This window comes from Citrobacter portucalensis, from assembly GCF_023374935.1.
In the GTDB taxonomy this organism is placed as follows: domain Bacteria; phylum Pseudomonadota; class Gammaproteobacteria; order Enterobacterales; family Enterobacteriaceae; genus Citrobacter; species Citrobacter portucalensis.
The window spans coordinates 2,287,630-2,305,226 of sequence record NZ_CP092466.1 but is presented as its reverse complement, the minus strand read 5'-3'; the positions used below and the strand labels follow the sequence as shown (position 1 = coordinate 2,305,226).

Here is a 17,597-nt window from a genome sequence, read left to right as displayed (position 1 = left end):
ATTTGGCAGCCATCCAGGACTGTCTGCGGAGCATAAATAATGAAAAAATTGATCAACCGTGTTGAAGACGTACTGAATGAACAACTCGCCGGACTGGCGAAAGCGTATCCTTCCCTGGCACTGCATCAGGATCCGGTATATGTCACCCGCGCAGATGCGCCGGTGATGGGCAAAGTGGCACTGCTTTCCGGTGGCGGCAGCGGACACGAACCTATGCACTGCGGCTACATTGGTCAGGGCATGCTCTCTGGCGCCTGTCCAGGTGAGATTTTTACCTCGCCCACACCCGATAAAATGTTCGAATGCGCCATGCAAATTGACGGTGGCGAAGGCGTGCTGCTGATAATCAAAAATTACACCGGCGACATTCTTAATTTCGAAACCGCCACCGAGTTGCTGCACGAAAGCGGTGTCAAAGTCACTACCATGGTGGTGGATGACGACGTGGCGGTGAAAGACAGTTTGTATACCGCCGGTCGACGTGGCGTGGCGAATACCGTATTGATCGAAAAACTGGTCGGCGCGGCCGCCGAACGCGGTGATTCGCTGGAAGCCTGTGCGGCGTTGGGCCGTAAGCTGAATAACCTGGGGCACTCCATTGGCATAGCCATTGGCGCCTGTACCGTTCCAGCCGCCGGACAACCGTCGTTCACGCTGCAGGATAACGAAATGGAGTTTGGCGTAGGTATCCACGGGGAACCGGGCATTGACCGTCGCCCCTTCACCTCTCTCGATCAGACCGTTGATGAAATGTTCGATACCCTGCTGGAAAACGGTAACTACAGCCGAACACTCCGCCACTGGGACAACGTCCAGGGCGCGTGGCAGGAAGGTAAAGAAAGCAAGCGTGCGTTACAAAGTGGCGATCGCGTTATTGCGCTGGTCAATAATCTCGGTGCGACGCCGTTGTCTGAACTCTTCGGCGTGTATAACCGCCTGGAAAGCCGTTGTCAGGATGCAGGCATCGTCATTGAGCGCAACCTGATCGGCTCTTACTGTACCTCTCTGGATATGACCGGTTTCTCGATCACCCTGTTACAGGTAGATGACGAAACGCTGAGCTTATGGGATGCACCGGTTCACACCCCTGCTCTCAACTGGGGTAAATAAGGAGATTCATGATGTCCCTCAACAGAACGCAAATTGTTAACTGGCTCTATCGCTGCGGCGAGATCTTCACCACAGAAAGTGATTTTCTCACCGGACTTGACCGGGAGATCGGCGATGCCGACCACGGTCTGAACATGCATCGTGGTTTCAGCAAAGTCGTTGAAAAGCTGCCGTCCATCGCAGACAAAGACATCGGCTTTATTTTGAAAAACACCGGTATGGTGCTGCTCTCAAGCGTCGGTGGGGCCAGTGGACCGCTGTTTGGCACCTTTTTTATTCGCGCCGCCCAGGTGACTCAGGCTCATCAAAGCCTTACGCTTGAAGAGCTGTATCAAATGATGCGTGATGGCGCAGAAGGTGTGATTAGCCGCGGTAAGGCTGAACCTGGCGACAAAACCATGTGCGACGTCTGGTTACCGGTGGTCGAATCTTTACGTCAGTCCTGCGAGCAAAAGTTAAGCGTACAGGCAGCGCTGGAAGCGGCAAGCCAGCAAGCGGAAGCCGCAGCACAAAGCACCATCACCATGCAGGCTCGCAAAGGCCGTGCCAGCTATCTTGGTGAGCGCAGTATTGGGCATCAGGATCCCGGCGCAACGTCGGTCATGTTTATGATGCAAATGCTAGCTCAGGCGTCCAGAGAGTAAGGATAAAGCGATGGTAAACCTGGTTATTGTTTCTCACAGCGCCCAACTGGGCGAAGGCGTCGGGACGCTGGCCCGGCAGATGTTAATGGGCGGTGATTGCAAAATCGCCATTGCCGCAGGCATTGATGATCCTGAGAATCCGATTGGCACCGATCCGATCAAGGTGATGGAAGCCATCGAGTCCGTGGCCGATACGGACCACGTGCTGGTGATGATGGATATCGGTAGTGCATTACTGAGTGCGGAAACCGCGCTGGAACTGCTCGACCCTGGCATTTCCGCCAAAGTGCGTTTGTGCGCAGCACCACTGGTTGAAGGCACACTGGCCGCGACGGTTAGCGCCGCCGCGGGTGCTGATATCGATCGGGTCATCCGTGATGCCATGAACGCCCTCGACGCCAAATGTGAGCAACTGGGTTTACCTTCGCCATCCGCAGCGAAACCCGCATCTGCTGCACTGTCTCCCGATGCAGATGCCCGTTCTGTTGCCATTGTGGTGAAAAACCCTAACGGCATCCACGTTCGACCGGCTTCGCGACTGGTTTCCGCGTTGTCTGGTTTTAACGCCGACATGTGGCTGGAGAAAAACGGCAAATGTGTGGTTCCTGATAGCCTGAATCAGATAGCTCTGCTGCAGGTACGCTGTAATGACACGCTACGCCTGATTGCCAAAGGCGAACAGGCAGAGGATGCGCTGGCCGCATTTAAACAGCTGGCAGCAGAGAATTTTGGTGAATCGCTCGAGTCCGCTAATGCTGATAACAAGGCAACTCAGGCTCCCTCAAAAGTCACGGGGACGGCATTCTGTTACACGCCGTTCTCGCCCGAGGTAAACCCGCAGCCAGTCGCATCACTCCAGGCTGAGCAGCAGCGATTACAGAACGCCATCCAAAGTACGCTGAACGACCTGAGCGAACTCACTGCACTTGCTGAAGAACGATATTCCGCAGATATCGCCGCCATCTTCTCCGGTCACCACACGCTGTTGGACGATCCTGAACTGTTTGAAATGGCCTGCGATGTAATGCGCGAAAAGCAGTGCAGCGCCGCCTGGGCCTGGCATCAGGTGCTGAGCGATCTCAGCCAGCAGTATTTACAGCTCGATGATCCTTATCTGCAGGCGCGATACATTGATATTGAAGATTTGCTGTCTCGTTCACTGCAGCATTTGACGGGAGAGAGCGCTCAAATTCCCGCGTTCTTGCGCCCCACTATCCTGGTCGCTGATGTCATTTATCCGTCTACGGTCCTGCAACTCGATCCGAAGACCATCAAAGGTATCTGCCTGCGGGACGGCAGCGAAGCCTCGCATCCGGCGATTATCGCTCGTGAAATGGGTCTGTGCTGGATGTGTCAGCAAGGCGCGGCTCTCGATAGCATCAAGATGGGCGATACTCTGACCATTGACTGCGTCTCACAGCGGATAACTCGCGTAAACTGATACCGAAGCACCCCCTTTCCAACAAAGGGTGTGCTTCTTCTCTATTCGCGTCGGGAAATGTCTGTTTATTCGCAAAATGGGGAGCCGATCACGCGCAACGGTCATTCCTGAACTAAGGTTTTCTCATGGTAAATGCCGCTACTTCGGCACGCCGCTAAGGAGATTAACCGATGATAACGCCAGCAACTCGCCATCCTGGCCTGCTCTCTGTTGCAATAAAACTGACGCTCGCAAGCACCTTTTTTGCCCTTTCCTCTTTTACCGTCAACGCCGAGGACGCACCAGCCGCTACGCCTGCGCCGCCTGATATTCTGCTTGGCCCCCTGTTTAACGATGTACAAACAGCCAAACTGTTTCCTGACCAGAAAACCTTTGCGGACGCGGTGCCAAACAGCGATCCATTAATGATCCTTGCCGATTACCGGATGCAGAAAAACCAGTCCGGATTCGACTTACGCCATTTTGTGCAAGTAAATTTCACCTTGCCGAAAGACGGCGAGAAATACGTGCCCCCGGCCGGGCAATCATTACGCGAACATATCGATGGCCTGTGGCCGGTACTCACCCGTTCGACAACCAACGCTGAAAAATGGGATTCGCTGCTGCCGCTCCCGGAGCCGTATGTGGTACCTGGCGGGCGTTTTCGCGAAATATATTATTGGGACAGCTATTTCACCATGCTGGGGCTTGCCGAGAGCAATCACTGGGATAAGGTCTCGGACATGGTGGCAAACTTCGCTTACGAGATTGATTCCTGGGGACACATTCCTAACGGTAACCGCACCTACTACCTGAGCCGTTCGCAACCGCCGTTCTTTGCCTTTATGGTTGAACTGCTGGCGCAGCACGACGGAAATGATGCGCTGAAAAAATACCTCCCGCAGATGCTCAAAGAGTACAGCTACTGGATGGAAGGCGTCGAAACACTGCAGCCCGGTCAGCAAAATAAGCGCGTGGTTAAACTGGATGACGGCACCATTTTGAACCGCTACTGGGATGAGCGCGATTCGCCTCGGCCAGAGTCGTGGGTAGAGGATATCGCCACCGCTAAAAGCAACCCAAACCGCCCAGCCACAGAAATCTACCGCGACCTGCGTTCAGCTGCCGCGTCCGGCTGGGATTTTAGTTCCCGCTGGATGGACAATCCTAATCAGCTGGGCACTCTGCGCACCACCAGCATCGTTCCGGTCGATCTCAATGCGTTGATGTACAAAATGGAAAAAATGATCGCCCTCGCCAGCAAGGCTGCTGGTGATGATGCCAAAGCGGCGCAGTACGATGGCTTCGCTAATGCCCGACAAAAAGGGATCGAGAAGTACCTGTGGAATGACAAGGAAGGCTGGTATGCCGACTACGATCTGAAAAGCCACAAAGTACGCAACCAGCTTACGGCTGCCGCCCTGTTCCCGCTGTATGTCAATGCAGCGGCAAAAGATCGCGCCAGTAAAGTCGCCACGGCCACCCAGGCACATCTGCTGCAACCGGGCGGCCTCGCTACCACGTCGGTGAAAAGCGGCCAGCAGTGGGATGCCCCCAATGGCTGGGCCCCGCTCCAGTGGGTCGCAGCATCCGGGTTACAGAATTACGGTCAGGATGCTGTCGCCATGGACGTGACCTGGCGATTCCTCACCAATGTTCAACACACCTACGATCGCGAGAAAAAGCTGGTTGAGAAGTATGACGTGAGCACCACTGGAACCGGCGGTGGTGGCGGTGAGTATCCGTTGCAGGATGGTTTCGGCTGGACCAACGGCGTAACGCTGAAAATGCTCGACCTGATTTGCGCCAAAGAAAAGCCCTGTGACAACGTACCCGCGTCGCGACCTACCCCGGCAAGTACATCGCCAGTCGAGCCTAAAAAACAGACTCAACCGACGCCATAACATCATAGCCCGAGCCGTTTTACTTCCTGAATCCGCGCTTCGTCGCGGATTTTTCTTTCTTATATTTCCCCCTTCCAGCTGTCTCTATGGCCTCTAGCCCTTATGGGGTATCCGGGGTTTTCATCCGTGAGAAATTGATTCTGAACATGTTTTTATTCGCTATATATGTAAATATATAGCGATTTTGTAACCTTCAGGATACCGATAATGCCACTGTCAAGACGGATGTTTGCCCAACTCGTGGCATCTGCACTGCTGCTACGCCATCTTCCCGCGTTTGCTCAAACCTCGCTGACTGTGGCCATTGGAGACTCTCCGAATCCAGAAACGACCCAACGCGTGGTCAGCGCGGGCGCACCTGCTGACATGCTGCTGCTGGCCGTCGCACCGGAAAAACTGGTGGGACTTTCCTCCTTTGATTTCTTTCGCCAGACCGCCATCCCGTTTAACGATAACATTCGGACTTTGCCGAAACTCGGCAGGCTGGCGGGGCGCGCCAGCACACTCTCGCTTGAAGCACTCCTGGCGCTTAAACCTGACCTGGTTATTGACTGCGGTAATGCCGATGAAACCTGGCTTTCTCAAGCCAGACAAGTGAGCGCACAAACACACATTCCCTGGCTGCTGATTAACGGCGAATTGCGCCATACCCCAGAACAGCTGCGCGCAGTCGGTGAAGTATTGGGCGTCGTCTCGCGAACCGCAATGCAGGCCGCTCTGGCCCGTCGATTTATCGATGATGCAATAGCTTTCTCGCATTCACCCGCGGCGAATCTGCGTTTTTATGCCGCGCGCGGTGCCAGAGGACTGGAGACTGGTTTACAAGGTTCTCTGCATACCGAAGCAGCAGAACTATTGGGGTTGCACAATGTGGCGCACATCCCCGGACGACAGGGGCTCACACAGGTCTCAATGGAAAATCTTCTCAGCTGGCAGCCGGATATTATCCTGGTGCAGGATGCGGTGACAGCGCAGTTCCTACGAGAAGATCCGGTCTGGCAAGGAGTCAAAGCGGTTGCTGACCGGCGCATTCTGTTTCTCAGCGGTCTGCCGTTTGGCTGGCTGGATGCACCTCCTGGCATCAACCGTTTACTGGGGTTACGCCGCCTTCATGCCTGGCTTGATCCTCAGGTTAACGCGAGCTTTAAAGCCGATATGCAGCGCTACAGTGAATTGTTCTGGCACACCACGCTAAGCGACGCACAGTATCAAAGGTTGGTGGCAGTCTGATGAAAACATCAACCCTCGGTTTTCTGATGATTGCTGCGGTGGTGCTTTGCGCGAGCGTCGCTGCGGTATCAGGCGCGTATCGCCTGGATGCACAGCAGGTTCTGAATCTCGTGGCCGGTACAGATGGAGTTCCAATGCAGGACAAAATCGTTTTCTGGCAAATCCGCCTGCCACGCATACTGGCTGCATTGCTGCTCGGCGCGGCGCTGGCGGGCGCAGGAACCACCTATCAGGGCATGTTCCGCAACCCACTGGTCTCGCCAGACATTCTCGGCGTGGCGGCGGGTGCGGGTTTAGGTGCCTGTTTAGCAATCCTGTTAGGTTTACCGATCCTGTTCATTCAGCTGTATGCGTTCATGGGCGGTTTATTCGTGGTCGCCGGTGTCTGGTTGATTACCCGGCGAGTCAAGCGTCACGACCCGGTGTTAACGCTGGTGCTGGTCGGGATTGCGCTGGGTACGGTATGCGGTGCGGGAATTTCGCTCATCAAAACGCTGGCCGACCCGTATACCCAACTCCCGTCTATCACCTTCTGGCTGCTTGGCGGTTTATCGACGATCACGCTGCACGATCTGTGGTTCTCGGCACCGCTGATCTTCGCAGGACTGATCCCGCTATTGCTGCTGCGCTGGCGCATGAACCTGCTCACCCTGTCGGATGATGAAGCACGATCGCTTGGGATCAATGTCTCGCGATTACGACTGGGACTGATCGTCTGCGCAACGTTAATCACCGCCTGTACCGTCGCCATCGCGGGCATTATCGGCTGGATTGGGCTGGTTGTTCCGCACATCGGCAGACTCCTCAGTGGCAATAACCATCAGCAGTTGCTGCCGGTTTCCATGGGGGTCGGTGCCATTTTGCTGCTGCTCACCGATACCCTCGCCCGTACGCTGAGCAGCACGGAAATTCCGCTGGGGATCCTGACGGCATTTATTGGCGCACCGTTCTTTTTGCTGCTTTTGCTACGGGGAAATCGCCCATGACGCTACTGACCGTCCGCCATGCGTCGTTGGGATACCACTGTCACCAGCCCGTGTTACGCGATGTCTCATTTCAGGTTTCGCCCGGCTCCATCTGTTGTCTGATTGGGGCCAACGGCAGTGGAAAAACCACTCTGATGCGCACAATTCTCGGCGTTCTTTCGCCGCTTCACGGTGACATTCTGCTTGATGGCATCGCCATAAATCATCTCAACGATCGGCAACGCGCCGCCGCTATCGCCTGGGTCCCTCAGGCGCATGACGGTGCGTTTGCCTTCACTGCGCTGGACATGGTGATGATGGGGCTGGCCCCGCAACTGCAGGCATTTGCGGTTCCCGGCGCTAGAGAGCGCGAAATTGCTCATCAACAGCTGGCAATGCTGGGAATCTCTCACCTGGCGCCCCGGCGCTGGAACACGTTGAGTGGCGGAGAGCGGCAACTGGTATTAATTGCCCGCGCGCTGGCGCAACGCCCGCGCCTTTTGTTGCTGGATGAACCCGCTTCCAGCCTGGATTTTGGGCATCAGATCCGTCTGCTCGACACACTGGTGACGCTGAAAAATTCAGGTATGGCCCTGCTAATGTCGACCCATCATCCGTTACACGCCCGGGCAATCGCCGACAGTGTGGTACGCGTTGAACCGAACGGTGAAGTGTCGCAGGGGCTTCCTGAACAGCAGCTCGCCACCGATCGTCTGGCTGCGCTGTATCGCGTTACACCGTCACAAATCGCTCATCATCTCTTTGGTTCACACAATTAAGGAATAAGAATGCTCATTGACGACATTGATTTTGCCGATCTTTACCGTAAACAGTTACAGCTGGCGAACAGAACCGAGAAAAAGCCGGAGCACTGGGATAAGCGTGCGGAAAAAATGGCGGAAAATTGTGCCTCATTAACCGACAGCTATCTGTTGCAACTGTTGGGAAAAATCGACCTGAAAGGGGCGGAGTCGCTGTTTGACATGGGATGTGGTCCCGGTACGGTCTCGCTGGCGCTGGCTAAAAAGATGCCAATAATTTACGGCGTAGATTACAGCCAGGGCATGCTTAGCGTAGCTGCCCGCCGCGCTGCGCAAATGAACGCCCGTCACGTGCAGTGGGTGCAGCGGGCCTGGGAGGAACACTGGGATAATTTACCCCAGTGCGATATCGCCGTCGCCTCGCGCTCTACGCTGGTTGCCGATATGCGCCAGGCGATGACCAAACTGAATAATCAGGCCCGACTGCGGGTTTACACCACTCATCTCGTCAGTTCATCTTTCGTTTCCCCCACCATTCAGCGTGCACTGGGCCGCGAAGTGATTGAGCTCCCCAACTATATCTATGCGCTTAATGTCCTGTATCAGATGGGGATCCACGCGCATGTTGATTTTATCCGCGGGCCCAACTGCCAGCAGGACAACAGCACCTGGACGCGTTTTCTGGAAAACGTGCGCTGGAGTATGGGTGAACTGAGCGCCGATGAGGTCGAACGTCTGGAAACCTGGTATCAGCAGCAGGATCCACGCGCAATTGCCCCCGCCAGCCGTGACTGGGCGCTTATCTGGTGGGACAGCGTGCCGCCGGAGGCGCTGCGATGATCTACTTTTCGCAGGCGCAAACCGACGCGCTGCTGCTGGAAGATATTCAGGGCGGCGATCTGACTACCCGCGCGTTGGAAATCGGCGCACAGCCAGGCGTTATGGCGTTTTATCATCGCCAGGGCGGATGCGTTAGCGGCACCGCCGTTGCCAGACAAATGCTCACATCATTAGGGCTGACCGTCAGCAACAGGGTGGCCGATGGTGAACAGGTAAGTGCAGGACAGCGATTGATTCGCGCACATGGGAATGCGGCGGCGCTGCACCAGGGCTGGAAAGCGGTACAAAATGTCCTGGAGTGGAGCTGTGGGGTTTCGGGCTATCTTGAGAGCATGTTGAGCCAACTGCGCCAACGCTATCCTGATGGGCAGATTGCCTGTACCCGCAAAGCCATTCCCGGCACGCGTTTGTTGGCGACTCAGGCAATACTCGCCGCGGGAGGCATTATCCATCGCGGAGGATGCGCCGAAACGGTACTGCTGTTTGCTAATCACCGCCATTTTCTTACCAACCCAAACGACTGGTCAGGTGCGATTGCGCGCTTACGCCGCCATGCGCCAGAAAAAAAGATTGTGGTTGAGGCAGATACGCCAGATGAGGCATTAGCCGCGCTACGCGCCGCGCCCGATGTCCTGCAACTCGACAAATTTACCCCTGAGCAAGCAACAGAAATTGTTCGCCAGGCCCCTTCTCTGGCCCCCCATTGCACGCTGGCGCTGACTGGCGGCATTACCCTCGCCTCGCTGGCGAGTTATCTCGACTGTGGCATCAGACTTTTCATCACTTCCGCGCCTTACTACGCTCCGCCCGCGGATATCAAAGTTAGCCTGAGCCCGGACGCACGTGGCATATAACATTAATAAATGGACTAAAAATAATGAATTTCAACAAAAGTTGTCTTTACACAGCCCTGTCGTTTGCTTTCGCGCACAGTGCTTTTGCTGGGCAGGAAAGCGAAACCATGACCGTCTGGTCAAGTCCGGCCTCCGCCGCAACCACTACGGTTCTCGGCCAGGAAACGATGCAGCAACTGGATAAGCAAAACGTGGCGCAGGCACTGAGCGTTGTCCCCGGCGTCGTGCTGCAAAAGTCAGGCAACCGCAATGAACAGCAGGTGAAAGTCCGCGGTTTTGACAGCCGTCAGGTTCCCGTCTATTTTGACGGCGTGCCGGTATACATCCCCTATGATGGCAACCTCGATTTAGGCCGTTTTCTGACCTCCGATATCGCTTCGGTTGAAGTCTCCAAAGGCTACTCGTCGCTGTTACAAGGGCCGAACCAGATGGGCGGCGCCATCAATATCACCACCCAAAAGACTACCAAACCGATTGAAGGCAGCATTGGCTATCGCCAGGGCTGGAGTCGTAGCAAAGACAATGCCCACGATATGCACGCTTCATTTGGCGCCAGCAATGATCTCGGCTACATCCAGCTCAGCGGCAGTCAGTTGAAGCAGGATTTCCTTGGCTTACCGCACGGTGTGGACAACCCTATTGCGGGCAGCAACGGCAAGATGATTAACTCCTCCGCCGATGACAAACGCGGTATCGTGAAGCTGGGCTTTACCCCACGTGGTAATGACGAATATGTGCTGACCTATATTAATCAGGACGGTGAAAAAGATAACCCGCCGTACGCTGGAGCCAGCAGTCAGAAATCACGCTACTGGCAATGGCCACAGTACGATAAAGAGAGCTATTACTATCAGGGCACCACCCATCTGGGCGATCGTTTCACCCTGAAAAGCCGTCTGTATCGCGATACCTTTGAAAATACGCTGATGATGTACAACTCACTTGCCGATCTGAAAAACAAGAAAGGCAACTACAGTCATTATTCAGACTATAGCGATGGCGCTGGTCTGCAGCTCGCTGCGGATATGCGTGAAAACGACCTGCTCTCTTTCGCCGTAAACTGGAAGGATGATGTTCACCGCGAGAAAGGCGCTCCGAATGCAGCTTACGACCGTTACGAAGACCGCACCTGGTCCGTTGCCAGCGAATACCAGTGGGCAGCGGCGGATAACGTCGATGTCGTGGCGGGAATAAGCTATGACTGGCGCGACAGTCTGGAAGGCATGAAGCACGAGAAAAACGGCAGCGTCACCCACTATGATGACAACAATCAGTCAGCTTTCAACTGGCAGATGATGACCAAATATCACTTCGATAATGCTGACACATTAGCGCTGTCCTACTCTGACAGAACGCGTTTCCCTACGCTTAAAGAGCGCTACACCACCTCGAAACCGGCCTATAACCAGGTGGCGCTGGTCAATCCGCAGCTTAAACCGGAACGCGCCCGCAGTGTGGATCTGACCTGGAATGGTTCACTTGGCAAAGACTGGGGATTCGAAGCCAGCGTCTATTACAACCGCATCAGCGATGCCATTCTTTCGCACAATATTGATGCCGATACCATCCAGAATCAGAACAGCGGCCGGGTGGATTACACCGGTCTGGATGCAGGCGTTAAAGGTAAAGTCTTTGATATGCTGGATGTTGGGCTGAGCTATGGCCTGATTCATGCGGACGTCAAACGCAGCGACATCGGCAAAATAACCGATTTGCCGACGCAAACCCTCACCGCATGGATGACGCTGAAACCGTGGGATCCGCTCAGCATTACGTTGTCTGAAGAGGCCCGTTCGTCGAGCTATAGCAAAAGCGACGGTTCACAGAAAGCCGCTGGTTTCGCCATTACCCATTTACGCGCAGACTACGCCATCGGTCACGGGTTTAGCGTTAACGCTTCGGTCAATAACCTGTTCGATACACAATACGTGTACAGCGAAGGATTTATCGAAGAAGGCCGTAATTACTGGGCTGGGATTGAGTATCAGTTCTGATTTAACGATGCAAAGAAACGGCCCCACTTGGGGGCCGTTCGATTAATCTCGTCGTACAAGCCGGAAGACTCCCAGCACAACAATTGCGCCGACCACGGCCACCAGGAAGCTGTGGAGATTAAACCCGCTGACATCGCCGCCAATACCAAACATCGTTGCCAGCCATCCACCGACCACAGCACCGACGACACCCAGAATACAGGTCAGGATAAATCCACCGCCATCACGCCCCGGCATAATCAGTTTGGCGATAACCCCCGCAATCAGACCAAAAATAATCCAGGCAATAATTCCCATTTTCAGGCCCTCTTTCCAGTGAACGCACGCGCAAGACATTCCTGCGCCAGCACTTAAAGTATAGGCAAGCCATCGCGACATGCTTTTATCACGCAGACTTAATTCATTGGGTTTGGTAAAAAATTTCATCCATTTGTATTAAGTTCCGTCGATTAATGCCGATAACCCAACGACAAACCAGGCATCCAGGAGTCATTAGGTGTGAGTAACTACAATGAGCAGTTCCTGAAGCAAAATCCGTTAGCGGTGTTAGGTGTACTTCGGGACTTAAAGTCGCAGCAGGTTCCACTGCGTATCTCTTGGTCAGGCGGCCAGTTCATCAGCAAAATTCTGACCGTCAGTCCCGATGAACTGATCATGGATTTTGGCAGCCAGGAATATGAAAACCAGGCCGTACAGCGGGCCAGCCAGATCTCAATTATCGCCGAAACGCAGGGAGCCAAAGTAGAATTCACCCTGCCACAGCTGAAAAAAGGCGAGTATCAGCAACTGCCGGCCTTTATTTCATCGTTGCCACCTTCTCTGTGGTTTGTGCAGCGTCGGGAATATTTCCGCATCGGCGCTCCGCTGCACCCTCCCTATCGCTGCACGGCAAAAATGCCGGACAACAGCACGCTGTGTTTTCGCTTATTCGATTTGTCGCTAGGCGGTATGGGCGGGCTGTTAGAAACGGCAAAACCAGAGGGGTTGGCAGAAGGTATGCGCTTCGCGCAGGTTGAACTAAATATGGAGCAATGGGGGGTGTATCACGTTGACGCCCAGCTTATTTCCATTAGTGAGCGCAAGGTTATCGATGGGAAAAACGAAACGATTACCACTCCCCGCCTGAGCTTTCGTTTTCTCAACGTCGGCCCGGCGGTGGAGCGGAACTTACAGCGGATTATTTTTTCCCTTGAACGCGAGGCCCGGGAAAAGTCGAATAAGGTGCGCGAATAAACTCACACGAACTACATCACATCCAGCGCTTGTTGAAGCTTCCAGATATAGCGCGGGGCCTGCGGCGCCGGATGATTGTCCGCAACATGTTCAATAAATTCATCCGGGCTGAGGTCGTTGATTTTATTGATCGCTTTTTTCCTGTCGGAGGAGAACGTGCGTAGCAGTGCGCCCGCACCGTTGGCGTACGATACTACCAGCGCATACTGCATCACCTGCGGATCTTCAATCCCGGCCAGCGGCCCGGTTTCGAGAATACTCAGATATGCGGCCCCCATGGAGATATTGCGCTCGGGGTTTTTCAACTCACTGGTCGACGGCTCTCCGCTCCAGCCCATGCGGCGATAAACATCGCGTCCTGAAGTTGAGGCTTTCAACTGCATCAGACCAATCGCATTGGACTTACTGACCGCATTCGGATTTCCGCCTGATTCAATGGCGATAATAGCGGTAATCAATTGTGGACTGACACCCCAGGCCGCACCGGCTTTTTCACTGATCGGCATCCATTGCATTGCGCGTTTAACCGGAACTTCAGCATTCCACGGCGGGTTTTTGTAATCATGTTTTGAACTACAGCCCGCAAGTAATACAACCAAAAAAGCAAACCATCTCAATTTCACGTCATCTATCCTTATAGCCGGAACCTGTCGCTGAGGTGACAACGACATACCTACGCGGCATGATATACATTTGGTTTTAGTTGTAGCAAGGAAATGCCATGTCCCGGTTTCACTTAATTGCCCCGTCGGGCTACTGTATCAATCAGCAGGCAGCCTTACGTGGGCTTGCGCGTCTTACTGAGGCCGGTCATCAGGTCGACAATTCAGCGGTCATTGCACGCCGCTGCCAGCGTTTTGCGGGGACAGAGGCAGAAAGGCTTGCTGATGTGAACTCGCTCGTTAATCTGAAAACCCCCGATACCATTGTGATGGCGGTACGCGGCGGCTATGGCGCGAGCCGTTTACTGGAAGAAATTGACTGGCAGGGGCTGGCAGCTCGCCAGCAACAAGATCCGCTACTGCTGTGCGGACACAGCGATTTTACGGCGATCCAGTGTGGTCTGCTGGCACAGGGGAATGTGATTAGCTTCAGCGGCCCGATGCTGGCAGCGAACTTCGGCGCCGAGGAGATGAACGCATTCACCGAGCACCATTTCTGGCAGGCATTGCGTAATGTCCAATTTACCCTCGAATGGCAGGGTGACGGTCCGCAGTGCGCGACTGAAGGTACTCTGTGGGGCGGAAATCTGGCGATGATCATTTCGCTGATGGGTACGCCGTGGATGCCGGCTATCAAAAACGGCATTTTGGTGCTGGAAGACATTAACGAGCATCCATTCCGTATCGAGCGCATGCTGCTGCAGCTGTACCACGCCGGAATACTGGCCCAGCAAAACGCCATTATCCTCGGCAGTTTTAGCGGCAGTGCGCCGAATGATTACGACGCGGGTTACAATCTTGATTCAGTTTGTGATTTTCTGCGCGCCAGACTGTCCGTTCCGTTGATCGGCGGCCTCGATTTTGGCCATGAACAACGTACCGTCACCCTGCCGTTGGGAGCCAGTGCGGTGCTGAAAAATGATAAAAACGGCACTCAGCTCACCTTAAGTGGGCATCCGGTACTAAAATCGTAAAAAAAGCGGCTAATAGGGCTAAGTAAAACGCTGTTTCTGTCGTTATTATGGTAGGGTTTATTAATACGAAACAGCGTAATTCAGGAGTAACCGAACGTTGGATGCCGCAGCAATTATTAGCCTTTTTATTTTGGGTTCCGTTCTCGTCACCTGCAGTATCTTACTCAGTTCATTCTCATCACGTCTCGGTATCCCAATTCTGGTGATATTTCTCGCTATCGGTATGTTAGCGGGCGTGGATGGTATAGGCGGCATACCTTTCGATAACTATCCTTTCGCCTACATGGTGAGTAACCTGGCACTGGCGGTTATCCTGCTCGACGGTGGGATGCGCACCCAGGCCAGCTCTTTTCGCGTTGCGTTAGGCCCGGCGCTATCGTTGGCGACGGTCGGTGTGCTGATTACTTCCGGACTCACCGGCATGATGGCCGCGTGGCTGTTTCATCTGGATCTTATCGAAGGACTCCTGATTGGCGCGATTGTTGGTTCAACCGACGCCGCGGCGGTCTTTTCCCTGCTTGGCGGTAAGGGGCTTAACGAACGCGTTGGCTCTACGCTGGAAATTGAATCCGGTAGTAATGACCCGATGGCCGTGTTTTTGACCATCACGCTCATCGCCATGATCCAAAACCACGAAACCGGTTTAAGCTGGATGTTCGCGGTGCACATTATCCAGCAGTTTGGCTTAGGCATCGCTATCGGTCTGGGCGGTGGATATATGCTCCAGCAGATGATTAACCGCATTTCGCTGCCTGCCGGACTGTATCCGCTACTGGCGTTAAGCGGTGGGATCCTGATTTTTGCCCTGACCACTGCGCTGGAAGGCAGCGGTATTCTGGCGGTTTATCTGTGTGGTTTCTTGCTGGGTAATCGCCCCATCCGCAACCGGTTTGGCATTCTGCAAAACTTCGACGGTCTGGCCTGGCTGGCGCAAATCGCCATGTTCCTGGTGCTCGGACTGCTGGTTACGCCGTCCGACCTGCTACCTATCGTGGTTCCTGCGCTGATTTTGTCTGCGTGGATGATTTTCATTGCCCGTCCACTTTCGGTTTTCGCCGGACTGCTGCCGTTTCGCGGCTTCAATCTGCGCGAGCGCATTTTCATCAGTTGGGTGGGTCTGCGCGGTGCGGTACCCATCATCCTCGCCGTCTTCCCAATGATGGCGGGTCTGGAGAACGCGCGCCTGTTCTTTAACGTCGCGTTCTTCGTGGTACTGATCTCGTTGCTGTTTCAGGGAACCTCTCTTTCATGGGCCGCTAAAAAAGCCAAAGTGGTGGTCCCTCCCGTCGGCTGGCCCGTATCGCGCATTGGCCTGGATATTCATCCGGATAACCCGTGGGAGCAGTTTGTTTATCAGCTCAGCGCAGATAAGTGGTGTGTGGGCGCCGCGCTGCGCGACCTGCATATGCCGGAAGAAACGCGAATAGCCGCCCTGTTTCGTGACAACGTGCTGTTTCATCCCTCCGGCAGTACGCGTCTGCGCGAAGGCGATGTATTGTGTGTTATTGGCCGCGAGCGCGATCTCCCGGCTCTTGGCAAGCTGTTCAGCCAGTCGCCACCTGTGTCGTTAGACCAGCGCTTCTTCGGTGATTTTATTCTTGAAGCCAGCGCAAAATATGCCGATGTGGCGCTGATTTATGGCCTGGAAGATGGCACCGAGTATCGTGATAAGCAGCAAACGTTGGGTGAAATTGTCCAGCATCTGCTTGGTGCCGCGCCCGTCGTCGGTGACCAGGTGGAATTCGCGGGTATGATCTGGACTGTGGCCGAGAAGGAAGATAATGCAGTGCTGAAGGTCGGTGTTCGCGTTGCTGAAGATGAGGATGAGTAAAGCGGATGTTTTGCCGGGTGGCGGCTGCGCCTTACCCGGCCTACAAAATGCACTGACTCTGAAGACCTGATAAACGCAGCAGCATCAGGCAATGCTATATAAAGTTACACCGTCACAACTGGCACGCGTAGCGCCAGAGAACACATTAACTCGTAGCCTACCGTACCTGCGGCGGTGGCCACATCGTCAATTTTAATCTCTTTGCCCCACAGCTCTACCGGCGTCCCGATCCCTGCCTGCGGGCACGGTGTCAGATCTACCGCCAACATATCCATTGAGACTGTCCCCACCGTCCCGGTACGTACACCATCCACCAGCACAGGCGTTCCGCTTGGCGCATGGCGTGGATAACCGTCGGCATAGCCGGTCGCTACAATGCCAATGCGCTGCTCACCGCTGGCAGTGTAACGTCCACCGTAGCCCACCCGATCGCCAGCTTTCAGCGTTTGTATGCCGATGATCTCACTGCTCAGCGTCATCACTGGCTTCAGGCCGGTATTGGCGATGTCCCGCCATTGTCCCGAAGGCGACGCACCATACAAAATAATGCCCGGACGAACCCAGTCATAATGCGCTTCGGGGTGCCACAGCGTGGCGGCCGAATTCGATAGTGACCGTCTGCACTCCAGCCCTTCAGTCGCCTGCGCAATACGCGCCATAGCCTCCTGGATACCTTCCGGGTGCTCTGCATCGGCAAAATGCGACATCAGCGTCATTTCGCCGACGTTGGGCATAGCCCGCAGCTGTTGCCAGACCGTGGGAACTCTTTCCGGTAAAAAACCAAGGCGGTTCATACCACTGTTCACCTTCAGGTAAACATCGAGCGGCGCCTTCAGGCGCGCATTCTGCAATGCTTTTAGCTGCCAGTTACTGTGTACACAGGTGGTGAGTCGATAATTGTCATATACCGTCAGGTCTTCGGCGTGGAAAAAACCCTCCAGCATGAGTATCGGGCCTTTCCATCCGCGCTCGCGCAGGGTTATCGCCTCTTCAAGATTGAGCATGGCAAAACCATCGGTTGTGCCTAGCGCATTCCAGACGCGTTCAATGCCGTGTCCGTACGCATTGGCTTTCACCACCGACCAGACGCGAGCGTCCGGCGCGGCCTGGCGGGTAATGGTCAGATTTTGTTTCAACGCCTGCAGGTCAATGCTGGCCAGTATCGGGCGGGTCAT

General features: G+C 54.6%; 15 protein-coding genes and 2 pseudogenes. 13 read left to right on the top strand and 4 right to left on the bottom strand.

Going from position 1 to position 17,597, the window contains the following annotated elements; translation table 11 throughout:
* Positions 1 to 39: 39 nt before the first annotated feature.
* The 10 genes from dhaK (at position 40) to LY264_RS11225 (ending at position 11,722) form a co-directional block, all read left to right on the top strand.
* Positions 40 to 1,110, top strand: a complete 1,071-nt coding sequence (gene dhaK / locus LY264_RS11270) for a dihydroxyacetone kinase subunit DhaK (RefSeq protein WP_008784998.1) — start codon at positions 40 to 42, stop codon at positions 1,108 to 1,110.
* 11 nt (positions 1,111 to 1,121) lie between these two features.
* Positions 1,122 to 1,754: a dihydroxyacetone kinase subunit DhaL gene (gene dhaL, locus LY264_RS11265; RefSeq protein WP_020996617.1), complete on the top strand. Its 633-nt coding sequence runs from the start codon at positions 1,122 to 1,124 to the stop codon at positions 1,752 to 1,754.
* A 10-nt stretch (positions 1,755 to 1,764) separates the two neighbouring features.
* Complete coding sequence (gene dhaM, locus LY264_RS11260) at positions 1,765 to 3,195, top strand: dihydroxyacetone kinase phosphoryl donor subunit DhaM (protein WP_048224108.1); 1,431 nt, start codon at positions 1,765 to 1,767, stop codon at positions 3,193 to 3,195.
* A gap of 170 nt (positions 3,196 to 3,365) precedes the next feature.
* Positions 3,366 to 5,078, top strand: a complete 1,713-nt coding sequence (locus LY264_RS11255) for an alpha,alpha-trehalase (protein WP_048224111.1) — start codon at positions 3,366 to 3,368, stop codon at positions 5,076 to 5,078.
* A 207-nt stretch (positions 5,079 to 5,285) separates the two neighbouring features.
* Positions 5,286 to 6,308, top strand: a complete 1,023-nt coding sequence (locus LY264_RS11250; RefSeq protein ID WP_048224114.1) for an ABC transporter substrate-binding protein — start codon at positions 5,286 to 5,288, stop codon at positions 6,306 to 6,308.
* A 26-nt stretch (positions 6,309 to 6,334) separates the two neighbouring features.
* A complete protein-coding gene (locus LY264_RS11245) occupies positions 6,335 to 7,294 on the top strand; it encodes a FecCD family ABC transporter permease (protein ID WP_375293805.1) in 960 nt (319 codons plus the stop codon).
* Entirely contained in the window at positions 7,291 to 8,052 is a 762-nt protein-coding gene (locus LY264_RS11240) for an ABC transporter ATP-binding protein (RefSeq protein WP_048224118.1), read from the top strand. Before LY264_RS11245 ends, LY264_RS11240 begins: the two co-directional genes overlap by 4 nt.
* Before the next feature lie 9 nt (positions 8,053 to 8,061).
* On the top strand, positions 8,062 to 8,874 hold the full coding sequence (locus LY264_RS11235) for a class I SAM-dependent methyltransferase (RefSeq protein ID WP_048224121.1): 813 nt from the start codon (positions 8,062 to 8,064) through the stop codon (positions 8,872 to 8,874).
* On the top strand, positions 8,871 to 9,728 hold the full coding sequence (modD, locus tag LY264_RS11230) for a ModD protein (protein WP_048224127.1): 858 nt from the start codon (positions 8,871 to 8,873) through the stop codon (positions 9,726 to 9,728). Before LY264_RS11235 ends, modD begins: the two co-directional genes overlap by 4 nt.
* Before the next feature lie 23 nt (positions 9,729 to 9,751).
* The gene (locus LY264_RS11225) at positions 9,752 to 11,722 is read left to right on the top strand and encodes a TonB-dependent receptor plug domain-containing protein (protein WP_249457669.1); all 1,971 of its coding nucleotides are present in this window, start codon (positions 9,752 to 9,754) and stop codon (positions 11,720 to 11,722) included.
* A 42-nt stretch (positions 11,723 to 11,764) separates the two neighbouring features.
* Here the strand turns inward: LY264_RS11225 and LY264_RS11220 are convergent, their stop codons facing one another.
* Complete coding sequence (locus LY264_RS11220; RefSeq protein WP_003020908.1) at positions 11,765 to 12,019, bottom strand: GlsB/YeaQ/YmgE family stress response membrane protein; 255 nt, start codon at positions 12,017 to 12,019, stop codon at positions 11,765 to 11,767.
* A gap of 201 nt (positions 12,020 to 12,220) precedes the next feature.
* Here LY264_RS11220 and ycgR point away from each other — a divergent pair, with 201 nt between their 5' ends.
* Complete coding sequence (gene ycgR / locus LY264_RS11215) at positions 12,221 to 12,955, top strand: flagellar brake protein YcgR (protein ID WP_048216205.1); 735 nt, start codon at positions 12,221 to 12,223, stop codon at positions 12,953 to 12,955.
* An 11-nt stretch (positions 12,956 to 12,966) separates the two neighbouring features.
* Here the strand turns inward: ycgR and emtA are convergent, their stop codons facing one another.
* Positions 12,967 to 13,578 carry a membrane-bound lytic murein transglycosylase EmtA gene (gene emtA / locus LY264_RS11210; protein WP_003020914.1) on the bottom strand — a complete coding sequence of 204 codons (612 nt, stop codon included), beginning with the start codon at positions 13,576 to 13,578 and terminating at the stop codon, positions 12,967 to 12,969.
* A gap of 98 nt (positions 13,579 to 13,676) precedes the next feature.
* Here emtA and ldcA point away from each other — a divergent pair, with 98 nt between their 5' ends.
* Positions 13,677 to 14,591: a muramoyltetrapeptide carboxypeptidase gene (gene ldcA, locus LY264_RS11205; protein ID WP_048224132.1), complete on the top strand. Its 915-nt coding sequence runs from the start codon at positions 13,677 to 13,679 to the stop codon at positions 14,589 to 14,591.
* Between the two features lie 97 nt (positions 14,592 to 14,688).
* Positions 14,689 to 16,356 (top strand): annotated as a pseudogene (locus LY264_RS11200) (potassium/proton antiporter); the annotation flags it as partial.
* A 6-nt stretch (positions 16,357 to 16,362) separates the two neighbouring features.
* On the opposite strand, the pseudogene LY264_RS26065 reads toward LY264_RS11200, so the two are convergent.
* Together LY264_RS26065 and dadX are read right to left on the bottom strand one after the other, a co-directional pair.
* A pseudogene (locus tag LY264_RS26065) lies at positions 16,363 to 16,416 on the bottom strand (hypothetical protein); the annotation flags it as partial.
* A 110-nt stretch (positions 16,417 to 16,526) separates the two neighbouring features.
* Entirely contained in the window at positions 16,527 to 17,597 is a 1,071-nt protein-coding gene (gene dadX, locus LY264_RS11195; protein ID WP_003833552.1) for a catabolic alanine racemase DadX, read from the bottom strand.

Bases quoted from the DNA above. Each gene is read 5' to 3' on its own strand.
- dhaK (WP_008784998.1), top strand. From the start codon at position 40: ATGAAAAAATTGATCAACCGTGTTGAAGACGTACTGAATGAACAACTC.
- dhaL (WP_020996617.1), top strand. From the start codon at position 1,122: ATGTCCCTCAACAGAACGCAAATTGTTAACTGGCTCTATCGCTGCGGC.
- dhaM (WP_048224108.1), top strand. From the start codon at position 1,765: ATGGTAAACCTGGTTATTGTTTCTCACAGCGCCCAACTGGGCGAAGGC.
- LY264_RS11255 (WP_048224111.1), top strand. From the start codon at position 3,366: ATGATAACGCCAGCAACTCGCCATCCTGGCCTGCTCTCTGTTGCAATA.
- LY264_RS11250 (WP_048224114.1), top strand. From the start codon at position 5,286: ATGCCACTGTCAAGACGGATGTTTGCCCAACTCGTGGCATCTGCACTG.
- LY264_RS11245 (WP_375293805.1), top strand. From the start codon at position 6,335: ATGATTGCTGCGGTGGTGCTTTGCGCGAGCGTCGCTGCGGTATCAGGC.
- LY264_RS11240 (WP_048224118.1), top strand. From the start codon at position 7,291: ATGACGCTACTGACCGTCCGCCATGCGTCGTTGGGATACCACTGTCAC.
- LY264_RS11235 (WP_048224121.1), top strand. From the start codon at position 8,062: ATGCTCATTGACGACATTGATTTTGCCGATCTTTACCGTAAACAGTTA.
- modD (WP_048224127.1), top strand. From the start codon at position 8,871: ATGATCTACTTTTCGCAGGCGCAAACCGACGCGCTGCTGCTGGAAGAT.
- LY264_RS11225 (WP_249457669.1), top strand. From the start codon at position 9,752: ATGAATTTCAACAAAAGTTGTCTTTACACAGCCCTGTCGTTTGCTTTC.
- LY264_RS11220 (WP_003020908.1), bottom strand. From the start codon at position 12,019: ATGGGAATTATTGCCTGGATTATTTTTGGTCTGATTGCGGGGGTTATC.
- ldcA (WP_048224132.1), top strand. From the start codon at position 13,677: ATGTCCCGGTTTCACTTAATTGCCCCGTCGGGCTACTGTATCAATCAG.
- dadX (WP_003833552.1), bottom strand. From the start codon at position 17,597: ATGACCCGCCCGATACTGGCCAGCATTGACCTGCAGGCGTTGAAACAA.